We start from the raw sequence: 15,133 nt of genomic DNA, 5'->3' as shown, positions 1-15,133 counted from the left end.
ATTTTTATCATAGCATACTTCTAACGCGTGAAAGCAGCAGGGACGCCGCCGTCTACCGTGATCATGCAGCCCGTTGTTTTTTCGGCTTTAGAAGAAGCGAAAAATGCGATGGCTTCGGCAATATCCTGCGGGTAAATATTGACGAGCAACGCCGTGCGTTTCCGGTAATGTTCCTCAAGCTGATCTGGTTCAATCCCGTATGCTGCGGCCCGTTCCTCCCGCCAGCTTGATCCCCAGATAGCCGATCCTTGAAGTACCGCATCCGGCAAAACGGAGTTTACCCGAATCCCGTATTCCCCTCCTTCTGCTGCGATACACCTTGCCAAATGGGTTTCAAGCGCTTTTACCGAGCTGTAGGCAGATGCGTTTTTACCCGCATAAACTGAATTTTTTGATCCGACAAATACCATACTTCCGCCTCTGTTTTGCTGTTTCATTTGTTTAAACGCTTCACGGGCCACAAGAAAATAGCCTGTTCCTAATACGTTCATATTAAGATTCCATTCTTTTAGACTTGTTTCGTCAAATGGGCTTGATGTGGCCAGCCCGGCATTATTGACGACGATATCAATGCCGCCGTAAGCAAGCGCTGCTTGTTCTAAGGCTGACCGTACTTCCTCTTCCTTTGTCACATCCATTTTGACAGCCATTGCCCGTCCTTCTCCGTATGCATCGTTTATTTCCCCGGCAATTTTCTGTGCGCCTTCTATATTTAGATCAGCTGCGATCACGTGCCCTCCTTCAGCTGCAAAGCGGCGGCATGCTGCACTGCCGATTCCGCCGGCTCCTCCTGTTATCAACGCTACTTTACGGGAAAATTCTGCTTCCGGCGGGGCCAGCGTGAGCTTGTATAATTCTAGCGGCCAATATTCGACATGGTAGGATTCATTTTCATTTAAAGAAACAAAGTGCCCAAGAGCTGTTGACCCTTTCATAACAGCGATGGCCCTCCGATATAAAGCGCCGCTTACTTTAGACATGGCGTAACTTTTTCCCGTATTCACCATTCCGATGCCAGGAATCAATATTACCCGCGGGGCTGATTCAAAGATTTGGTCCCCCTCCTGCTGATTGCGTGTAAAGTAAGCCTGATATTCTGATGTAAAACGTTCGACTCCTGATTTGATCAGATCCGCCAGCTTATGCACATCTTGAGTTTTCGGATTCCACTCAATGTACAGCGGAACCCGCTTTGTGTGAACAAGATGATCCGGACATGCCGCACCGATTTGCGAAAGCGCTGGCGCTTGGACACTGTTGACAAATTCTAAGACGTCATCATGATCATCATAGGAAAGGATCATTTTCTTTTCTTCACTGACAGCTCCTCTGATCACAGGCATGATGGCTGCTAATATTTGTTTTCTTTGATCCTCCGGCAGCGGCTGATATCTTTTGCCTCCGAATATCTCATGTTGATTGATACGATCGTTAATATATTGCTCAGCTTCTTGAATGATGGATATCGTTTTTTCATAACATGTTTCAGACGTCTCGCCCCAAGTGACTAATCCGTGTTTCTCCATTAACACAAGCTCTGCGTTGGGATTGTTCGCTACGCCTTCAGCGATCATTTTAGATAAAGTAAATCCAGGGCGTACGTATGGCACCCAAACAAACCGGTTTCTGTAAATGTCTTCAGCGATTTGTTTTCCATTATCAGCGCAGCAAATGCTGATAATCGCATCGGGGTGGGTATGGTCAACGTGATTGTATGGCAGAAAAGCGTGTAGCAGCGTTTCAATTGAAGGGCGGGGATGCTTGCTGTCAATCATACAATGAGACAAGTAGTCTACCATTTCTTCATCTGACATGTGGTCCCTTTCGATCAGCGGGCGGATGTCATCTAATCTCAAACCGGTAAAGTTATGCGCTCTCATTGTTGCCAGATCAGAACCGCTTCCTTTCACCCACATGACTTCTGTTTCACGGCCTCTGAAATCCTTTTCCGTTGTTTTCATAGACGTATTCCCGCCACCCCAGTTGCAGACAGTGCGATCTGACCCGATCAGATTGGACCTGTACACCAATTCCTCTACGCCTTTTTGCAGCTGTGCAGCATGATCTGAATCCCATACATGTTTCACCATATTTGATATTCCTCCATCCCCTTTTTATTTGTATCCGTTTTCATTATATATGATCTTTGTTTGTTTTTGAATTCTTTTTGTTTATTTTTGTTTTAATAAAAAAAGAAAGCGGCAGGATATGCCGCTTTCTCTTTCCATTACGATTCAATTTTAAATTTCTTCGTGATGTCCTGAAGTTCTTCCGCCATGTTTGCCAACGTTTCAGCTGAAGAGCTGATTTCTTCCATAGACGCAAGCTGTTCTTCCGCCGAAGCTGCGATGTCTTGAATGCCTGCAGAGCTTTCTTTCGCCACTGCAGAAATGTCTTCAACCGCACTTGACACTTCTTGTGATCCGTCTGACAGCTGTTCCACCGTCGCGTTCAGGTTTTGCAATTCGCCGGAAATTTGAGTTGTCATCTCATAGATTTGTTTAAAGCTTTCCGCTGTTTGGTCAGTAATCTGCAAGCCTTCCTTCACTTCATGATTCACGGATTGGAACATCGCAAGTGAAGTGCTGATTTCTCTGACAATCTCTTGAATTAACCCTTCAATTTCCTTAGCTGAGTCTGCTGATTGTACGGCAAGTTTTCTAACCTCTTCCGCTACTACTGAGAAGCCTCTTCCGTATTCTCCCGCTCTTGCCGCCTCAATCGCAGCATTTAATGCCAGCAGGTTGGTTTGATCAGCAATACCGTTAATCACATTTAAGATGCTTGTGATGTCTTGCGATTTTGTTTCTAGACCTTTCACAACCGCTTCCGCTTTTTGAACGGATTGGTCGATTGTTTTCATTTGGCCGACTGTGTGTTCAACCAGTTTCTCTCCGCTGCCCGCTGCCTCAGAGGACTGGATCGATGATTTCGTAATCGTTGAAGAGGCTTGAGCCACTTTTGAAATCCCGTGGTTCATTTGAGAAAGATGGTTTGAGCTTATTTCCAGTTTCTCGCTTTGCGCCTCATTGCCATCTGAGAACTGTTCGATGGCGAGTGTAATGTGTTCAGTTGCTTTGCTCGTTTGGGCTGCGCTTGCCGTCAGCTCTTCAGAAGATGATGCCACGTTTTCTACAGACGTTTGAATGACACCAATAACAGAACGCAATGATGCAGACATTTCGTTAAAGCTTTCGCCAAGCTGGCCGAACTCGTTTTTCGAGTGAATATCAATGACTTCTGTGAGATCCCCGCTGCTGATTTTTGCGGATGTAGAAACCAGTTTTCTTAACGGCTTGGTGATGGCCCGGATAATAAAGAGAATGAGTATGCCGCCGATCGCAATTGACACGCATAGAATGATAACCGCTGTGTTCAGTACCGGACTTGAAGCATCTTGCAATTCACTGACAAAGTATGTGCCCGCGATTTTCCAGCCTGTCAGTTTATTAGTCGTGAAGGCCATTTTCTTTTCTTTGCCTTCGAAGATATATTCAAATGAGCCGTCTTCTTTGGAATATACTTGGTTTGTCCAGTTGCCTGATCCTGTTGTCCCAGGCTTAATCGTCGGATGGGCGATATATTTTTTGTTGCCTGTTGTAATAAATGCAAAGCCATTTTTGCCAATTTTGATTCTCTGTGAAGCAGTAAGCACTTCATCCAGATTTAAATCAAGTGCTATGACTCCTGAGCCGTCTTTTATTTGTTTTGAAATTGTGACAACCATATCCCCTGTTGCTTCATCAGTATACGGTTCTGAGAAAACAGCCTGTCCTTTTTTCGCAACGGCTTGTTTGTACCAGTCACGTCCTGTCGGATCGAAGCCTTTAGGGACACCGCTATCCGGATATTTGTAAAGCTTCTTACTTTCGGAAGCCGCATAGATTGCTCCTACATCGTCGTTTAGTGTCGTGTACTGCTTAAGTTTCTCTTTCAGTAAGGTTTTGTTTTTGCCTTGTAATATGTCTTTATCGATTGTCTCACTATAATAATCTATTGCTTTCACTTTATCTTCCAGTTTATTTTGCAGCGTACTGTTGAGCTCTTCAACATTTCCCTTCGCGCTGTTTATCAGCTCTCTGTCTAACGCATTCCAAGCTGATTGATAACTGAAATATGCTAAAACCCCAACCGGCAAAATAAGCACTGCCAGAAATGCAGCGATAAGCGGTTTGCTGATCGATGGCTGTTTGATCCATTTTATGAATTTTCCCATTCTTGCTGACTCCTCCTTTAAGCTAAATCTAATATCGTCAAACTAGGATAAAAGGTTTAATAAAAAAACTAAAAAAAACACCCAAGCGTACAGGCTTGGGTGTTTGGGCTCATTATTCGATTTTAAATCGTTTGGTCATGTCGCGAAGCTCTTCCGCCATAGACGAAAGGGTTTCTGCTGACGAACTGATTTCTTCCATGGAAGCAAGCTGCTCTTCAGCTGATGCGGCGATATCTTGGATATGAGCTGAGCTTTCTTTTGAAATCGATGCTATGTGCTCGGATGCTCCCGAAACTTCCTCAGAGCTCGCAGAAAGCTGCTGAACCGTCGCACTCATATTTTGCAGTTCGCCGGCGATTTGGTTCGTCATTTCAGAAATGCGTTTAAAGCTCATTTCTGTTTTATCTGTGATGTCAAGGCCTGTCTGCACCTCTTGATTGACAGACTGGAACATGCCGAGAGATGTATTGATTTCCTTCACAATTTCGATGATTAATCCTTCAATCTCTTTTGCTGAATCTGCTGATTGAACTGCCAGCTTTCTCACTTCTTCCGCTACAACGGAGAAGCCGCGGCCGTACTCGCCTGCGCGCGCCGCTTCAATCGCTGCGTTTAGGGCAAGCAGGTTCGTCTGATCTGCGATACCGTTAATTACACGCAAAATATTGGTGATATCTTTCGATTTCGTTTCCAATCCGCGTACGACTTGTTCTGCTTCTTTAACGGACCTGTCAATGACGTTCATTTGGCCGACGGTTTGATGAACAAGCTTGCCGCCTTCACTTGCAATTTCTGTCGATTGAACAGATGAATCTGTAATTACTTCAGAAGCTTGAGCCATATTCGTCAATCCGTCATTCATTTGATAAATGTGCTCTGCTGCGGTTTCAATGTTTTCGTTTTGTTTTTCATTGCCGTTAGAAAATTGTTCAATCGCCAATGTAATGTGCTCTGTTGCCTTGCTCGTTTGCGCGGCTGATGCGGTCAGCTCCTCAGAGGAAGCCGCAACATTGTCCACGGAATCCTGGATAGTGTGGATGAGAGAACGAAGTGACGACGCCATATTGTTGAAGCTTTTGCCGAGTTCGCCCAATTCATCTTTTGAACGGATATCAATGGTTTCCGTCAAATCTCCCTCGCTGATCCGCTTAGAGGAACCGACAAGCTGTTTCAGCGGCGTTGTAATTGACCGAATGATCAATGTCATGACGATAATCCCTATGATAATAGCTGCTGCCAAGACAATTAAAGCAATGTGAAGGACAGGCTGGGCTGCCTCATGAATTTCATCCAAATACATGGTGCCGCCGATTTTCCATCCCGTTAACTTGTTTGTGTCAAAGGCCATTTTTTTCTTATCGCCGTCCATCGTGTATTGAAAATCGCCTTTATCCGCATTTAGCACCTTGTCGAGCCAGTCGCCCTTCAATTCAGTTCCTGAGGTTTCATTAGGATGAGCGACAACCTTTTTGTCCTTCGTCATGATAAATGCGTAGCCTTGTTTACCGATATTGACTTTTTTAGTTGTTTTCAGCAGATTTTCAATCGTCATGTTGATTGCGATAACGCCTGAACCATCTTTTGTCTGTTGGGCGATGGTCACAACCATTGTATTTGTAGAAGCGGTTTTATAAGGGTCAGTCACAACAACTTTTCCTTTATTCGCAACCGCTTTTTTGTACCAGTCGCGTTCAACCGGATTATAGCCGCTCGGCATCGGAAGATCCGGGTAACGGGTGAAACGCCCGTTTTTGTCACTTGTATAAATGGATTCTACATCTTTATGAATGCTGATATATTGTGAGAATTTCTCTTTAATGCTTGCATCGCTTTTTGCTTTATATTTCTCTTTTGTCAGCCATTCGCTGAAGTAAGCGGCGCTGTTTTCTTTTTCACCGATGCTGGAGTTAATAATTTCGTTTAATTGCTGTACATTTTCCAATGCGCTCCCCATCATCTGTCTGTCGAGTGAGCTGCTTGCTGATTGATAAGCAATGGCTGCCAATATGACAACCGGTATGATGAGGATCGACAGAAAGGAAACGAGAAGTTTCCGTGTAATTGATCTTTGTTTTATGAGTTGGAGTATTTTTTTCATCATTCATTTCTCCTTTTTTATGCTACCCTTCATATCGGCAGGAAATGGGTAAATATATACAGTAAAAAAGAAGAAATTTAACAAAAGTAACTAATTTCCCATAAATAGATAGTTATTTAGCCCTATTATTTATCCACTTTAAATCGTTTTGTCAGATCACGGAGCTCTTCAGACATTCTTTCAAGCGTCTGTGCTGATGAACTGATCTCCTCCATGGATGCCAGCTGTTCCTCAGCAGAAGCGGCGATATCTTGGATGCCGTCCGAGCTTTCTTTGGAAATGGCCGTGATATCATTTGAAGCAGCGGAAATTTCTTGAGCTCCTGCTGACAGTTCCTCAACCGTCGCATTCATGTTTTGCAGTTCGTAAGCAATTTGATTGGTCATGTGCGATATATGTTTGAAGCTTTGTTTTGTTTCATCCGTCATGACAAGCCCTGTTTCAACTTCTTTGTTTACGGACTGAAGCACGTTCAATGATGTGTGAATTTCTTTTACAATTTCGCTGATCAGCGATTCAATTTCTTTTGCCGAGTCAGCTGACTGTACCGCGAGTTTTCTCACTTCTTCAGCGACGACGGAAAAGCCCCGTCCGTATTCCCCCGCTCTGGCCGCTTCAATGGCGGCATTTAAAGCCAAAAGATTGGTTTGATCCGCAATGCCATTGATGACACGCAAAATATTTGTGATATCCTTTGATTTGATTTCCAGCCCCTTCACCACCTGTTCTGCTTCTTTCACAGTGTAGTCAATCGTATTCATTTGGCTGGCTGTTTTCTGTACGAGTGTCTCACCCTTGCTTGATACTTCTGTTGAATCTGCGGATGTTTCTGTAATCACTGCGGCAGCCCGCGCCAGTTCAGACAACCCGTCGTTCATTTCATTAATTTGTTCGGTTGTCGTCTCAATTTTGTCGCTTTGGCTTTCGCTGCCGTTTGAAAATTGTTCGATGGCCATCGTAATATGCTCAGTGGCTCTGCTTGTCTGGTCTACGGATGCAGTCAATTCTTCTGATGATGAAGCAACGTGTTCTACTGAGTCTTTGATGCCGTGAATGAGTGAGCGGAGCGAGTGGGCCATATGATTGAAGCTCTGGCTCAGAACGCCCAGTTCATCTTTTGAATTGATTTCAATCGTTTCGGTTAGATCGCCTTCACTGATTTTTTCAGCTGATGCGACAATGCGTCTCAATGGTTTTGTGATGGACCGAATCACAAAATAAATCGCCGTCATTCCAGCTGTGATGGCAATCGCCAGAACGATTGAAGCCATGGTCAGAACTTTGCTTGCAGCATCTCGGATCTCGTCCGCATACATCGTGCCGCTGATTTTCCAGCCTGTTGTTTCGCTTGTGGCAAATGCCATTTTCTTCTCTTTTCCATTGTATGTATATTCAAAGTCGCCGCTTTTATTTTTGTAGAGCTTATCAACCCAGTCTCCTTTTAATTCTGCTCCCGCTTTTTCTCCGGAATAGGCGATGACTTTTTTGTTTTGGCTTAAGATAAAAGCATAGCCTTCTTTTCCGATATTGATTCCTTTCGCGGTTTTGACCAGGTCATCAATTTTCATATCTATGGCGACAACACCTGATCCATCCTCCGTCTGGCGGGCGATGGTAACGACCATTTTTCCTGATGAAATGGATTCATAAGGCTCAGTAACGATTGTTTTTCCTTTATTGTCCATTGCTTCTTTGTACCAATCCCGTTCTAAAGCATTAAAGTCACTCGGCATGTCTGCGTACGGATAACGTGTGAATTCCCCGTCTTTGCTGCTGGAAAATACCGCAGCGACATTGTCATTCATTTGAATAAATTGTTTAAATTCCTCTTTCAGCTCTGTTTTCTTTTTATCCTTAAACTTATCTGCTGTAGCCCAATCGCTGAAAAACGCGAGGCTTTTTTCAGTCGTGCTGATTTTATCATCAATGATGTTATCTAATATTTGAACGTTTTCCTTTGCGCTTTGCGTCATCTGTATATCAAGAGAGGCAACTGCTGATTGATAAGCGCTTACCGAAAGGACGGTAATGGGAACAATTAAGATCAGCAGGAAAGAAATAATAAGTCTCCTGGCAATTGATGACCTGCGAATAGTGGTGAGTGTTTTTTTCATTTCCTTTTGAACCTTCTTTCAATAATTTACAAATTATATCGGCGGATCTTCCTTTATATTACATTGAAAATGCAGGTAAAAATGAAAAATAGTTCTAAACTCACCGGATATACTAGGTCTTTGTTATTAATTCCTCATAAAAAAACAGCGCCTTGATAAGCGCTGTTTTTTTATGCTTTTATTCAATTTTAAATTGCTTTGTCAGATCACGAAGCTCTTCTGCCATCTGCGCAAGGGTGGTCGCTGATGAACTGATTTCTTCCATTGAGGCAAGCTGCTCCTCGGCTGAGGCAGCAATGTCTTGAATGCTTGCCGAGCTTTCTTTCGACACATCGGCAATGCCGCTGACTGCTGCTGAAACATGCTGTGAACGGTCTGACAGCTGTTCAACTGTGGAATTCATCGTCTGCAATTTGCCTGCGATTTCGTTTGTCATGCTGAAAATGCTCTGGAAGCTTTCTTTTGTATTGTCTGTGACAACAAGTCCAGACTGTACTTCCTGATTCACTGCTTTAAACATATGAAGAGAGGTTTCGATTTCTGCTACGATTTCTTGGATCAGCTTTTCGATTTCTTTTGCTGAATCAGCAGATTGAACAGCCAGTTTGCGCACTTCCTCCGCTACGACAGAGAAGCCGCGGCCTGATTCTCCGGCACGCGCCGCTTCAATGGCTGCGTTTAATGCCAGCAGATTTGTTTGGTCAGCGATGCCGTTAATGACTCTCAAAATGCTTGTGATGTCTTTTGATTTTCCTTCTAAGCCTTTGACTACAGCTTCAGCCTGCTGAACTGATTGATTAATTGAGTTCATCTGTCCGACTGTCTGCTGGACAAACTTTTCACCCGTTCCGGCGATTTCTGTTGATTGAATAGACGCCTTTGTAATATCTGATGATGTTTGTGAGACTTGCTGGAGCCCTTCATTCATTAAATTCAGCTGATGAGAGCTGGAATCCACCTTTTCGCTTTGCTCCTCGTTTCCGTTTGAGAACTGCTCAATCGCCATCGTAATATGCTCGGTGGCTTTACTTGTCTGTCCGGCAGATGCGGTAAGCTGTTCGGACGATGCGGCCACATTGTTCACCGAGTCCTGTATAGTGCTGATCAGTGAGCGGAGAGATTGTGCCATTCCATTGAAGCTTTCCCCTAGCTCTCCAAGCTCATCCTTCGAACGGATTTCGATCGTTTCTGTCAGATCTCCGCTGCTGATTGTTTTCGATGATTGAACGAGACGTTTTAACGGTTTTGTAATCGAACGAACGATAAACAGAATTAAAAGCCCGCCTGCCGCAATGGAAGCGATCAGCACGATCATGCCTGTTATCAAAACAGACTTTGAGGCATCCTTGATTTCACTCATATACATTGTGCCGGCAATTTTCCACCCAGTCAGTTCATTTGTTGTATAGGTCATCTTTTTATCTTCGTTACCCAGAGTGTACTGGAGGTCACCGCTGTCATTGGCATACATTTTGGCAACCCACTCTCCTGACAGCTTTTCTCCAGCCTTATGGTCCTGGTGGGCAACATAGGTTTTGTTTTTCGTTGCAATGAAAACATAGCCTTCTTTTCCGACCTTGATTTGTTTCATCTGTTCTAACAATTTATCAATGGTAATATCCATGGCGACAACGCCAGATCCGTCCTTCAGCTGCTGGGCAATAGTAATGACCATGCTTCCGTCATTCGCTGCCACGTAAGGATCTGTCACTACAATTTCACCGCCGGCCTTCATCGCATCTTGATACCAAGGGCGCTGTCTCGGATCGTATCCATCCGGCAATTGTTCTTTCGGCGCTTGTACATAGGTGCCGTTTTCTGCGCCTCCATAAATTCTGGCTACTCCTTGATTAATTGAGACATATTGTGAAAACTTAGCCTTGAGCTCTTCTTGATTAGACTTTCCTTTGAACGCGGAGCTTTTAAGAGATTCACTGAAAAAGGTGACTGCTTTCGCTTTTGCTCCCAGATCATTTGTAACTGTTGTATTAAATGTATCTACACTGTTTTTCGCATTTCCCATAATTTCCTGATCCAGCTTTCCGCTGGCGCTTCGGTAAGAACTAAATTCCAATATAAGAATAGGGATAATGAGAATTGCAATAAATGAGACGATTAATTTCCTTGAGATAGACGGTTTCTTCAGCCAGTTGATAAAAGTCTTCATGTCCAGTTTCTCCTTCGGGTTTGATACAGTATATATCGGCTGCTTAAAAAAGTTTTAAAATAAAAAATGGAAGAAGTTCTTTTTCGGCTGCCTTCTGTTTTTTAAAACTTTCATTGCCCAAGCCCTTTGCATATCTTATAAAAAACAAGGGGGGCTAAAGATGATTATTGTATCCGGACAATTGCTCCGTCCCCAAGATATTGAAAACTGGAAGATTGATAAGAATTTGAATCCGCTGTTAAAAGAGATGATTGAGACGCCCGTTCAGTTTGATTATCATTCAATTGCTGAACTGATGTTTGAGCTGAACCTGCGGATGAATATCGTTGCAGCAGCAAAAACGCTGCACAAAAGCGGAGCGAAGTTTGCCACTTTTTTGAAAACATATGGGAATACAAAGTATTGGAGGGTTTCACCGGAAGGCGCCTTGGAACTGAAATATAGAATGCCGCCTTCAAAAGCCATTCGGGATATTGCAGAAAACGGCCCGTTTTATGCGTTTGAATGTGCGACCGCAATTGTTGTTATTTATTATCTGGCCTTGATTGATACAATCGGGGAAGAAAAATTTGATGCCAACTTTGACAGGATTATTTTATATGACTGGCATTATGAGAAATTGCCGATATATACGGAAACAGGACATCACTTTTTCCTCGGAGATTGTTTGTATTTTAAGAATCCCGAATTCGATCCGCAAAAAGCGCAGTGGAGAGGCGAAAATGTGATTTTACTGGGAGAAGATAAATATTTTGCCCATGGCCTTGGAATTTTAAGCGGACAGCAAATTATCGATAAGCTGAATTCTTTTAGAAGAAAGGGAGCCGTACAGCCGGCCTACCTTATGTCTCAGGCGACCAGATTGGATGTTCCGTCTCTTTACCGCATCGTCCGCTAAAAGCCCCATCGCCTATTTCCGGGACGATGGGGTTTCAAATGCTTTTCGTTTTCGATAAAAAGGGGCTGTGCCAAAATACTGGTTCGCAGCCCATTCCATTTTTTCAAGGTCATTTCTTGTCACGATTGGATCTAAGCTGCTCCATTTAATAAAGCGGACAAAATAGTAGCCTTTGATAGGAGCCATTGTAACTTTTGAGTGAGGCCAGCCTTCAAATACAAACTCAATTTTCCCTCTTTTTTTATAAGAATATTGAAGAATGTTCATCATCTGTCACCTCTGTTTATCAAGTTACGTTCGGCAAAGCTCGGCTAACAGCGTCTTCACATCAGCGGGCCCGTTAAGCATTCCGACAGATTGCCCGGCCCACAGAGACATGTACCCGGAATCTTTTTCACTGGCTGCGTGCTTTCTCATCGGCTTTGTTAACGTGTTTTGCAATGGATAAGGAAGCGCGTTTGCCTCCTCAGTTTGCTGCTCTTTCATCCATTGATTGACTATACCCCTTGCAGGCTTACCTGAAAACAATGAGGTGAGGCGCGTGTCTGTCCCCCGCGCTTTTTTTAATTCGCGGCTGTACGCTTCAGATACTTCGCATTCCTTACACATGAGAAACGGCGTCCCAACCTGTACACCTTGGGCTCCGAGACAATGAGCGGCTTGGGCGCCGCGCCGGTCGGCAATTCCGCCTGCAGCGATTACTGGAACGGAAACGGCGTCTGCCGCTTGGGGAACCAGCGACATGAGGCCCAGAGCGGATTCCCCGCTGACAGGCAGAAAGGAACCGCGGTGGCCGCCCGCTTCGCTTCCTTGCAGTACGATGATGTCCATTCCGCGTTCTTCAAGCAGGACAGCTTCCTGCGGAGTCGTAGCTGTTCCGATGAGAGAGCAGCCATTTTTCTTTAACGCTTGAATGCTTTCGTCCGGCGGAATGCCAAACGTAAATGAACAGGCTTTTACATTGTGTTTGAGAATGATGTTTATTTTTTCATGGAAGTCCTTCCATTCTTCTTCCTCTGAAGAGAATGGAGGAGCCTGTTCGGCAAACGGAATTCTGTTTTTCCAAGTTTGAATGATGTCCTCATCCGGTTCTTTTCTGCTTTCCGGAACAAACACATTCACCTGAAATACTCGATCAGTCAGCTGCTGCATCTCAATGATTTGCTTTTCGAGCATGTCGGGACTGAGATATCCTGACGCCAAGCTGCCGAGCGCGCCTTCATTCGAAACAGCGGCTGCCAGTCCGGGCGTGACAAGCCCGCCGGCCATTGGCGCTTGGATGACAGGTTTAGTCAGCGATAATGCTTTCATCCATTCTGTCATGAAACCCCTCCTGTTACCCTATGATTTTGATATAACATGTCCGTGTACGCGGCCCGTCAAATTCGCAGAAATATATGCCCTGCCACGTTCCAAGAATGAGTCGGCCGTTGTCAATAATGACATGCTGTGAAGCTCCGACCGTACTCGACTTCATGTGTGCAGCTGTATTGCCCTCCATATGGCGATCCAGCTCGTGTTCCCATGGATAGACCTCATCAAACCTTCTGAGCATATCTTTTTTGACATCGGGATCGGCATTTTCATTAATTGTAATGCCCGCAGTCGTATGAGGACAGTAAATCAGCGCCGCGCCGCTCGTTACACCTGTTTCTTGAAGAAACGCTTCCACCTCGCGGGTGATCTCAATCATTTCATCTCGTTTGGTCGTTTTGATTTGCAATGTTTTCAGCATTTGTTTCTCCTTTCATTTGTCCGCTCTATTTGCTAATTCGTTCTGTGTTCTTTTTTTCCTGTTAAACCGCTCACATAAACTTGATAAAAACAAAAACTCCAGTCTTTGGCTGGAGTTTAGCGCCATACATATATTCTTGCTTCATACGGCTTTAACAGTACTGATGTCATGTGCTTATGCGGCTCTGTTTCCACATTTGACAATACGAGTGCGTCTGATGACAATGGCAATCCGGAGCGCTTGAAAAAAGCTGGCGTTCCTGTCAGATTGGCTGCAATCAGTGCAGTATGGCTCTCGTTTTTCCGAAGATACGCAAAGATTTGCTGATCTTCCGGTAAAATGAGCTCGTATGTTCCATTGATAAAAACATCGTATGTTTGACGCAGCTTGATCAGGCTCTTGTAAAAGTGGTATACAGATGTTTTATCGTTTTTTTGCGCCTCGGCATTCAGCCATTTGTAATTCTCATTGATTCCGATCCACGGTTTTGCATCAGAAAATCCGGCGTATGGACCAGCAGTCCATTGCATCGGCGTTCGTGAATTGTCCCTTCCCTTTTTCCAGACAATTTTCATCACGTCCTCGTGGGAAGCACCTTTCGCCGTTTCTATATCATACAGGCGTTTCATGGCGACATCATCATAGTCCTCAATAGATGGAAATGCCACGTTTGTCATGCCGAGTTCCTGCCCCTGATAAATAAACGGTGTGCCTTTCATGAGAAAATAGACAGAAGCAAGCGCTTTTGCACTTTCTTTCAGGTACACTCCGTCGTCTCCCCACACAGAAACGGAACGGGGCTGGTCGTGATTTTCCATAAACAGAGCATTCCAGCCGATCCCTTCAAGACTGTCCTGCCACTCTGTTAGAATTCGTTTGAAGGAAACGATATCAATGCTTTCATTGATCTCTACATCCCACAGGCCGAGATGCTCAAATTGAAAAATCATGCTGAAGATGCCGTTTTTTTCACCAGCCCATTCAGCCGCTTCCTTTGCAGCGACACCATTTGCCTCTCCGACTGTCATAATCGGATAGCGGGAAAATGTGTTTTCCTTTAGCTCTGTTAGCAAATCCATAATGCCGTCAGCATTCATATGATAAGGAAAGGAAGGAACGCAGTCCAGCCCTTTGGGATTCGGCATATCTGGAAGCCCCTCTTTTTTCTTAATATGCGTAATGGCATCCACCCGAAATCCGTCAATTCCTTTTTCGAGCCACCAATTGATCATGTCGTAAACGGCATTTCTCACTTTTTCATTTTCCCAATTCAAATCAGGCTGTTTTTTATCAAAAAGGTGAAGATAATACTGGCTTGTCTTTTGATCATACTGCCATGCCGGCCCGCCGAAAATACTTTCCCAATTGTTTGGCGCTTTTCCGTTTTTGCCGTCCTTCCAAATATACCAGTCGCGCTTTTCCGAGTGTATGGATGAACGGGATTCAATGAACCACGGGTGTTCGTCGCTTGTATGGTTCACGACAAGGTCCATAATCAGCTTCATGCCCAGCTCATGAATGTCACCAAGCAGCTGGTCGAAATCAGCCATGGTGCCGAAATCGCTTAATATGTTTTTGTAATCCCTGATATCATAGCCGTTATCCGCATTGGGCGAATCGTACAAAGGGCAAATCCAGATGACGTCAGCGCCCAGCTCTTTTATGTAGTGAAGCTTGGATCTGATTCCTTGAATATCCCCGATCCCGTCGCCATTTGAATCTTTAAAACTGCGGGGGTAAATTTGGTAGACAACCGCTTCCTTCCACCAAGCCTTTTTCATACAGCCACTCCCTCCTAAGTGTCCCGGTCTATATATCTTATGTAGAAAAAAGGCTTTACAGCATTGCTTTTTCAGAAAACCGCCGACGTCATAAAAAAACAGCCGCTCAATCTTCGGCTGCTTT

The 15,133-nt window shown here is 44.4% G+C and carries 10 protein-coding genes and 2 pseudogenes; 1 reads left to right on the top strand and 11 read right to left on the bottom strand.

Annotated features, from left to right (window positions below; all coding sequences use genetic code 11):
• Nucleotides 1-20: 20 nt before the first annotated feature.
• From CVV77_RS19435 to mcpB, 6 genes and pseudogenes are all read right to left on the bottom strand, one after another.
• Nucleotides 21-2,090 (bottom strand): bifunctional aldolase/short-chain dehydrogenase, encoded by a 2,070-nt coding sequence (locus CVV77_RS19435; RefSeq protein ID WP_100276242.1) that lies wholly within the window; start codon nucleotides 2,088-2,090, stop codon nucleotides 21-23.
• Between the two features lie 137 nt (nucleotides 2,091-2,227).
• Nucleotides 2,228-4,216, bottom strand: a complete 1,989-nt coding sequence (locus CVV77_RS19430) for a methyl-accepting chemotaxis protein (RefSeq protein ID WP_019259302.1) — start codon at nucleotides 4,214-4,216, stop codon at nucleotides 2,228-2,230.
• 112 nt (nucleotides 4,217-4,328) lie between these two features.
• Nucleotides 4,329-5,279 carry a methyl-accepting chemotaxis protein gene (locus CVV77_RS22740; RefSeq protein WP_395940385.1) on the bottom strand — a complete coding sequence of 317 codons (951 nt, stop codon included), beginning with the start codon at nucleotides 5,277-5,279 and terminating at the stop codon, nucleotides 4,329-4,331.
• Nucleotides 5,274-6,170 (bottom strand): annotated as a pseudogene (locus CVV77_RS22735) (cache domain-containing protein); the annotation flags it as partial. The gene CVV77_RS22740 and the pseudogene CVV77_RS22735, both read right to left, overlap by 6 nt.
• A gap of 269 nt (nucleotides 6,171-6,439) precedes the next feature.
• On the bottom strand, nucleotides 6,440-8,428 hold the full coding sequence (gene tlpA, locus CVV77_RS19420; RefSeq protein WP_100276240.1) for a methyl-accepting chemotaxis protein TlpA: 1,989 nt from the start codon (nucleotides 8,426-8,428) through the stop codon (nucleotides 6,440-6,442).
• Between the two features lie 178 nt (nucleotides 8,429-8,606).
• Entirely contained in the window at nucleotides 8,607-10,595 is a 1,989-nt protein-coding gene (mcpB, locus tag CVV77_RS19415) for a methyl-accepting chemotaxis protein McpB (RefSeq protein ID WP_019259305.1), read from the bottom strand.
• A gap of 160 nt (nucleotides 10,596-10,755) precedes the next feature.
• On the opposite strand from mcpB, the gene CVV77_RS19410 reads away from it, so the two are divergent.
• Nucleotides 10,756-11,493, top strand: coding sequence for a protein-glutamine gamma-glutamyltransferase (locus CVV77_RS19410; protein ID WP_100276239.1), 738 nt, complete (start codon nucleotides 10,756-10,758; stop codon nucleotides 11,491-11,493).
• Nucleotides 11,494-11,505: 12 nt separating this feature from the next.
• Here the strand turns inward: CVV77_RS19410 and CVV77_RS19405 are convergent, their stop codons facing one another.
• The 5 genes and pseudogenes from CVV77_RS19405 to CVV77_RS19390 all read right to left on the bottom strand — a co-directional run bounded on the left by CVV77_RS19405 (nucleotide 11,506) and on the right by CVV77_RS19390 (nucleotide 15,009).
• Nucleotides 11,506-11,760: a hypothetical protein gene (locus tag CVV77_RS19405; RefSeq protein WP_003242211.1), complete on the bottom strand. Its 255-nt coding sequence runs from the start codon at nucleotides 11,758-11,760 to the stop codon at nucleotides 11,506-11,508.
• A gap of 24 nt (nucleotides 11,761-11,784) precedes the next feature.
• Nucleotides 11,785-12,816: a nitronate monooxygenase gene (locus CVV77_RS19400; RefSeq protein ID WP_100276238.1), complete on the bottom strand. Its 1,032-nt coding sequence runs from the start codon at nucleotides 12,814-12,816 to the stop codon at nucleotides 11,785-11,787.
• Nucleotides 12,817-12,829: 13 nt separating this feature from the next.
• Entirely contained in the window at nucleotides 12,830-13,228 is a 399-nt protein-coding gene (locus CVV77_RS19395) for a secondary thiamine-phosphate synthase enzyme YjbQ (RefSeq protein WP_003242206.1), read from the bottom strand.
• Nucleotides 13,188-13,302: pseudogene (locus CVV77_RS22730) on the bottom strand (hypothetical protein). The gene CVV77_RS19395 and the pseudogene CVV77_RS22730 overlap by 41 nt, the downstream one beginning before the upstream one ends.
• Before the next feature lie 42 nt (nucleotides 13,303-13,344).
• On the bottom strand, nucleotides 13,345-15,009 hold the full coding sequence (locus tag CVV77_RS19390) for a glycoside hydrolase family 13 protein (RefSeq protein WP_100276237.1): 1,665 nt from the start codon (nucleotides 15,007-15,009) through the stop codon (nucleotides 13,345-13,347).
• Between the last annotated feature and the right edge of the window lie 124 nt (nucleotides 15,010-15,133).

The organism is Bacillus sp. SN1 (assembly GCF_002796895.1).
In the GTDB taxonomy this organism is placed as follows: Bacteria; Bacillota; Bacilli; order Bacillales; family Bacillaceae; genus Bacillus; species Bacillus inaquosorum.
Note: the sequence above shows the minus strand (reverse complement) of the source record. Positions and strands in the feature narration are given on the sequence as shown.

Bases quoted from the DNA above. Each gene is read 5' to 3' on its own strand.
- tlpA (WP_100276240.1), bottom strand. From the start codon at position 8,428: ATGAAAAAAACACTCACCACTATTCGCAGGTCATCAATTGCCAGGAGA.
- CVV77_RS19430 (WP_019259302.1), bottom strand. From the start codon at position 4,216: ATGGGAAAATTCATAAAATGGATCAAACAGCCATCGATCAGCAAACCG.
- CVV77_RS19390 (WP_100276237.1), bottom strand. From the start codon at position 15,009: ATGAAAAAGGCTTGGTGGAAGGAAGCGGTTGTCTACCAAATTTACCCC.
- CVV77_RS19435 (WP_100276242.1), bottom strand. From the start codon at position 2,090: ATGGTGAAACATGTATGGGATTCAGATCATGCTGCACAGCTGCAAAAA.
- CVV77_RS19395 (WP_003242206.1), bottom strand. From the start codon at position 13,228: ATGCTGAAAACATTGCAAATCAAAACGACCAAACGAGATGAAATGATT.
- CVV77_RS19400 (WP_100276238.1), bottom strand. From the start codon at position 12,816: ATGACAGAATGGATGAAAGCATTATCGCTGACTAAACCTGTCATCCAA.
- CVV77_RS19405 (WP_003242211.1), bottom strand. From the start codon at position 11,760: ATGAACATTCTTCAATATTCTTATAAAAAAAGAGGGAAAATTGAGTTT.
- mcpB (WP_019259305.1), bottom strand. From the start codon at position 10,595: ATGAAGACTTTTATCAACTGGCTGAAGAAACCGTCTATCTCAAGGAAA.
- CVV77_RS19410 (WP_100276239.1), top strand. From the start codon at position 10,756: ATGATTATTGTATCCGGACAATTGCTCCGTCCCCAAGATATTGAAAAC.
- CVV77_RS22740 (WP_395940385.1), bottom strand. From the start codon at position 5,279: ATGGCGTCGTCACTTCGTTCTCTCATCCACACTATCCAGGATTCCGTG.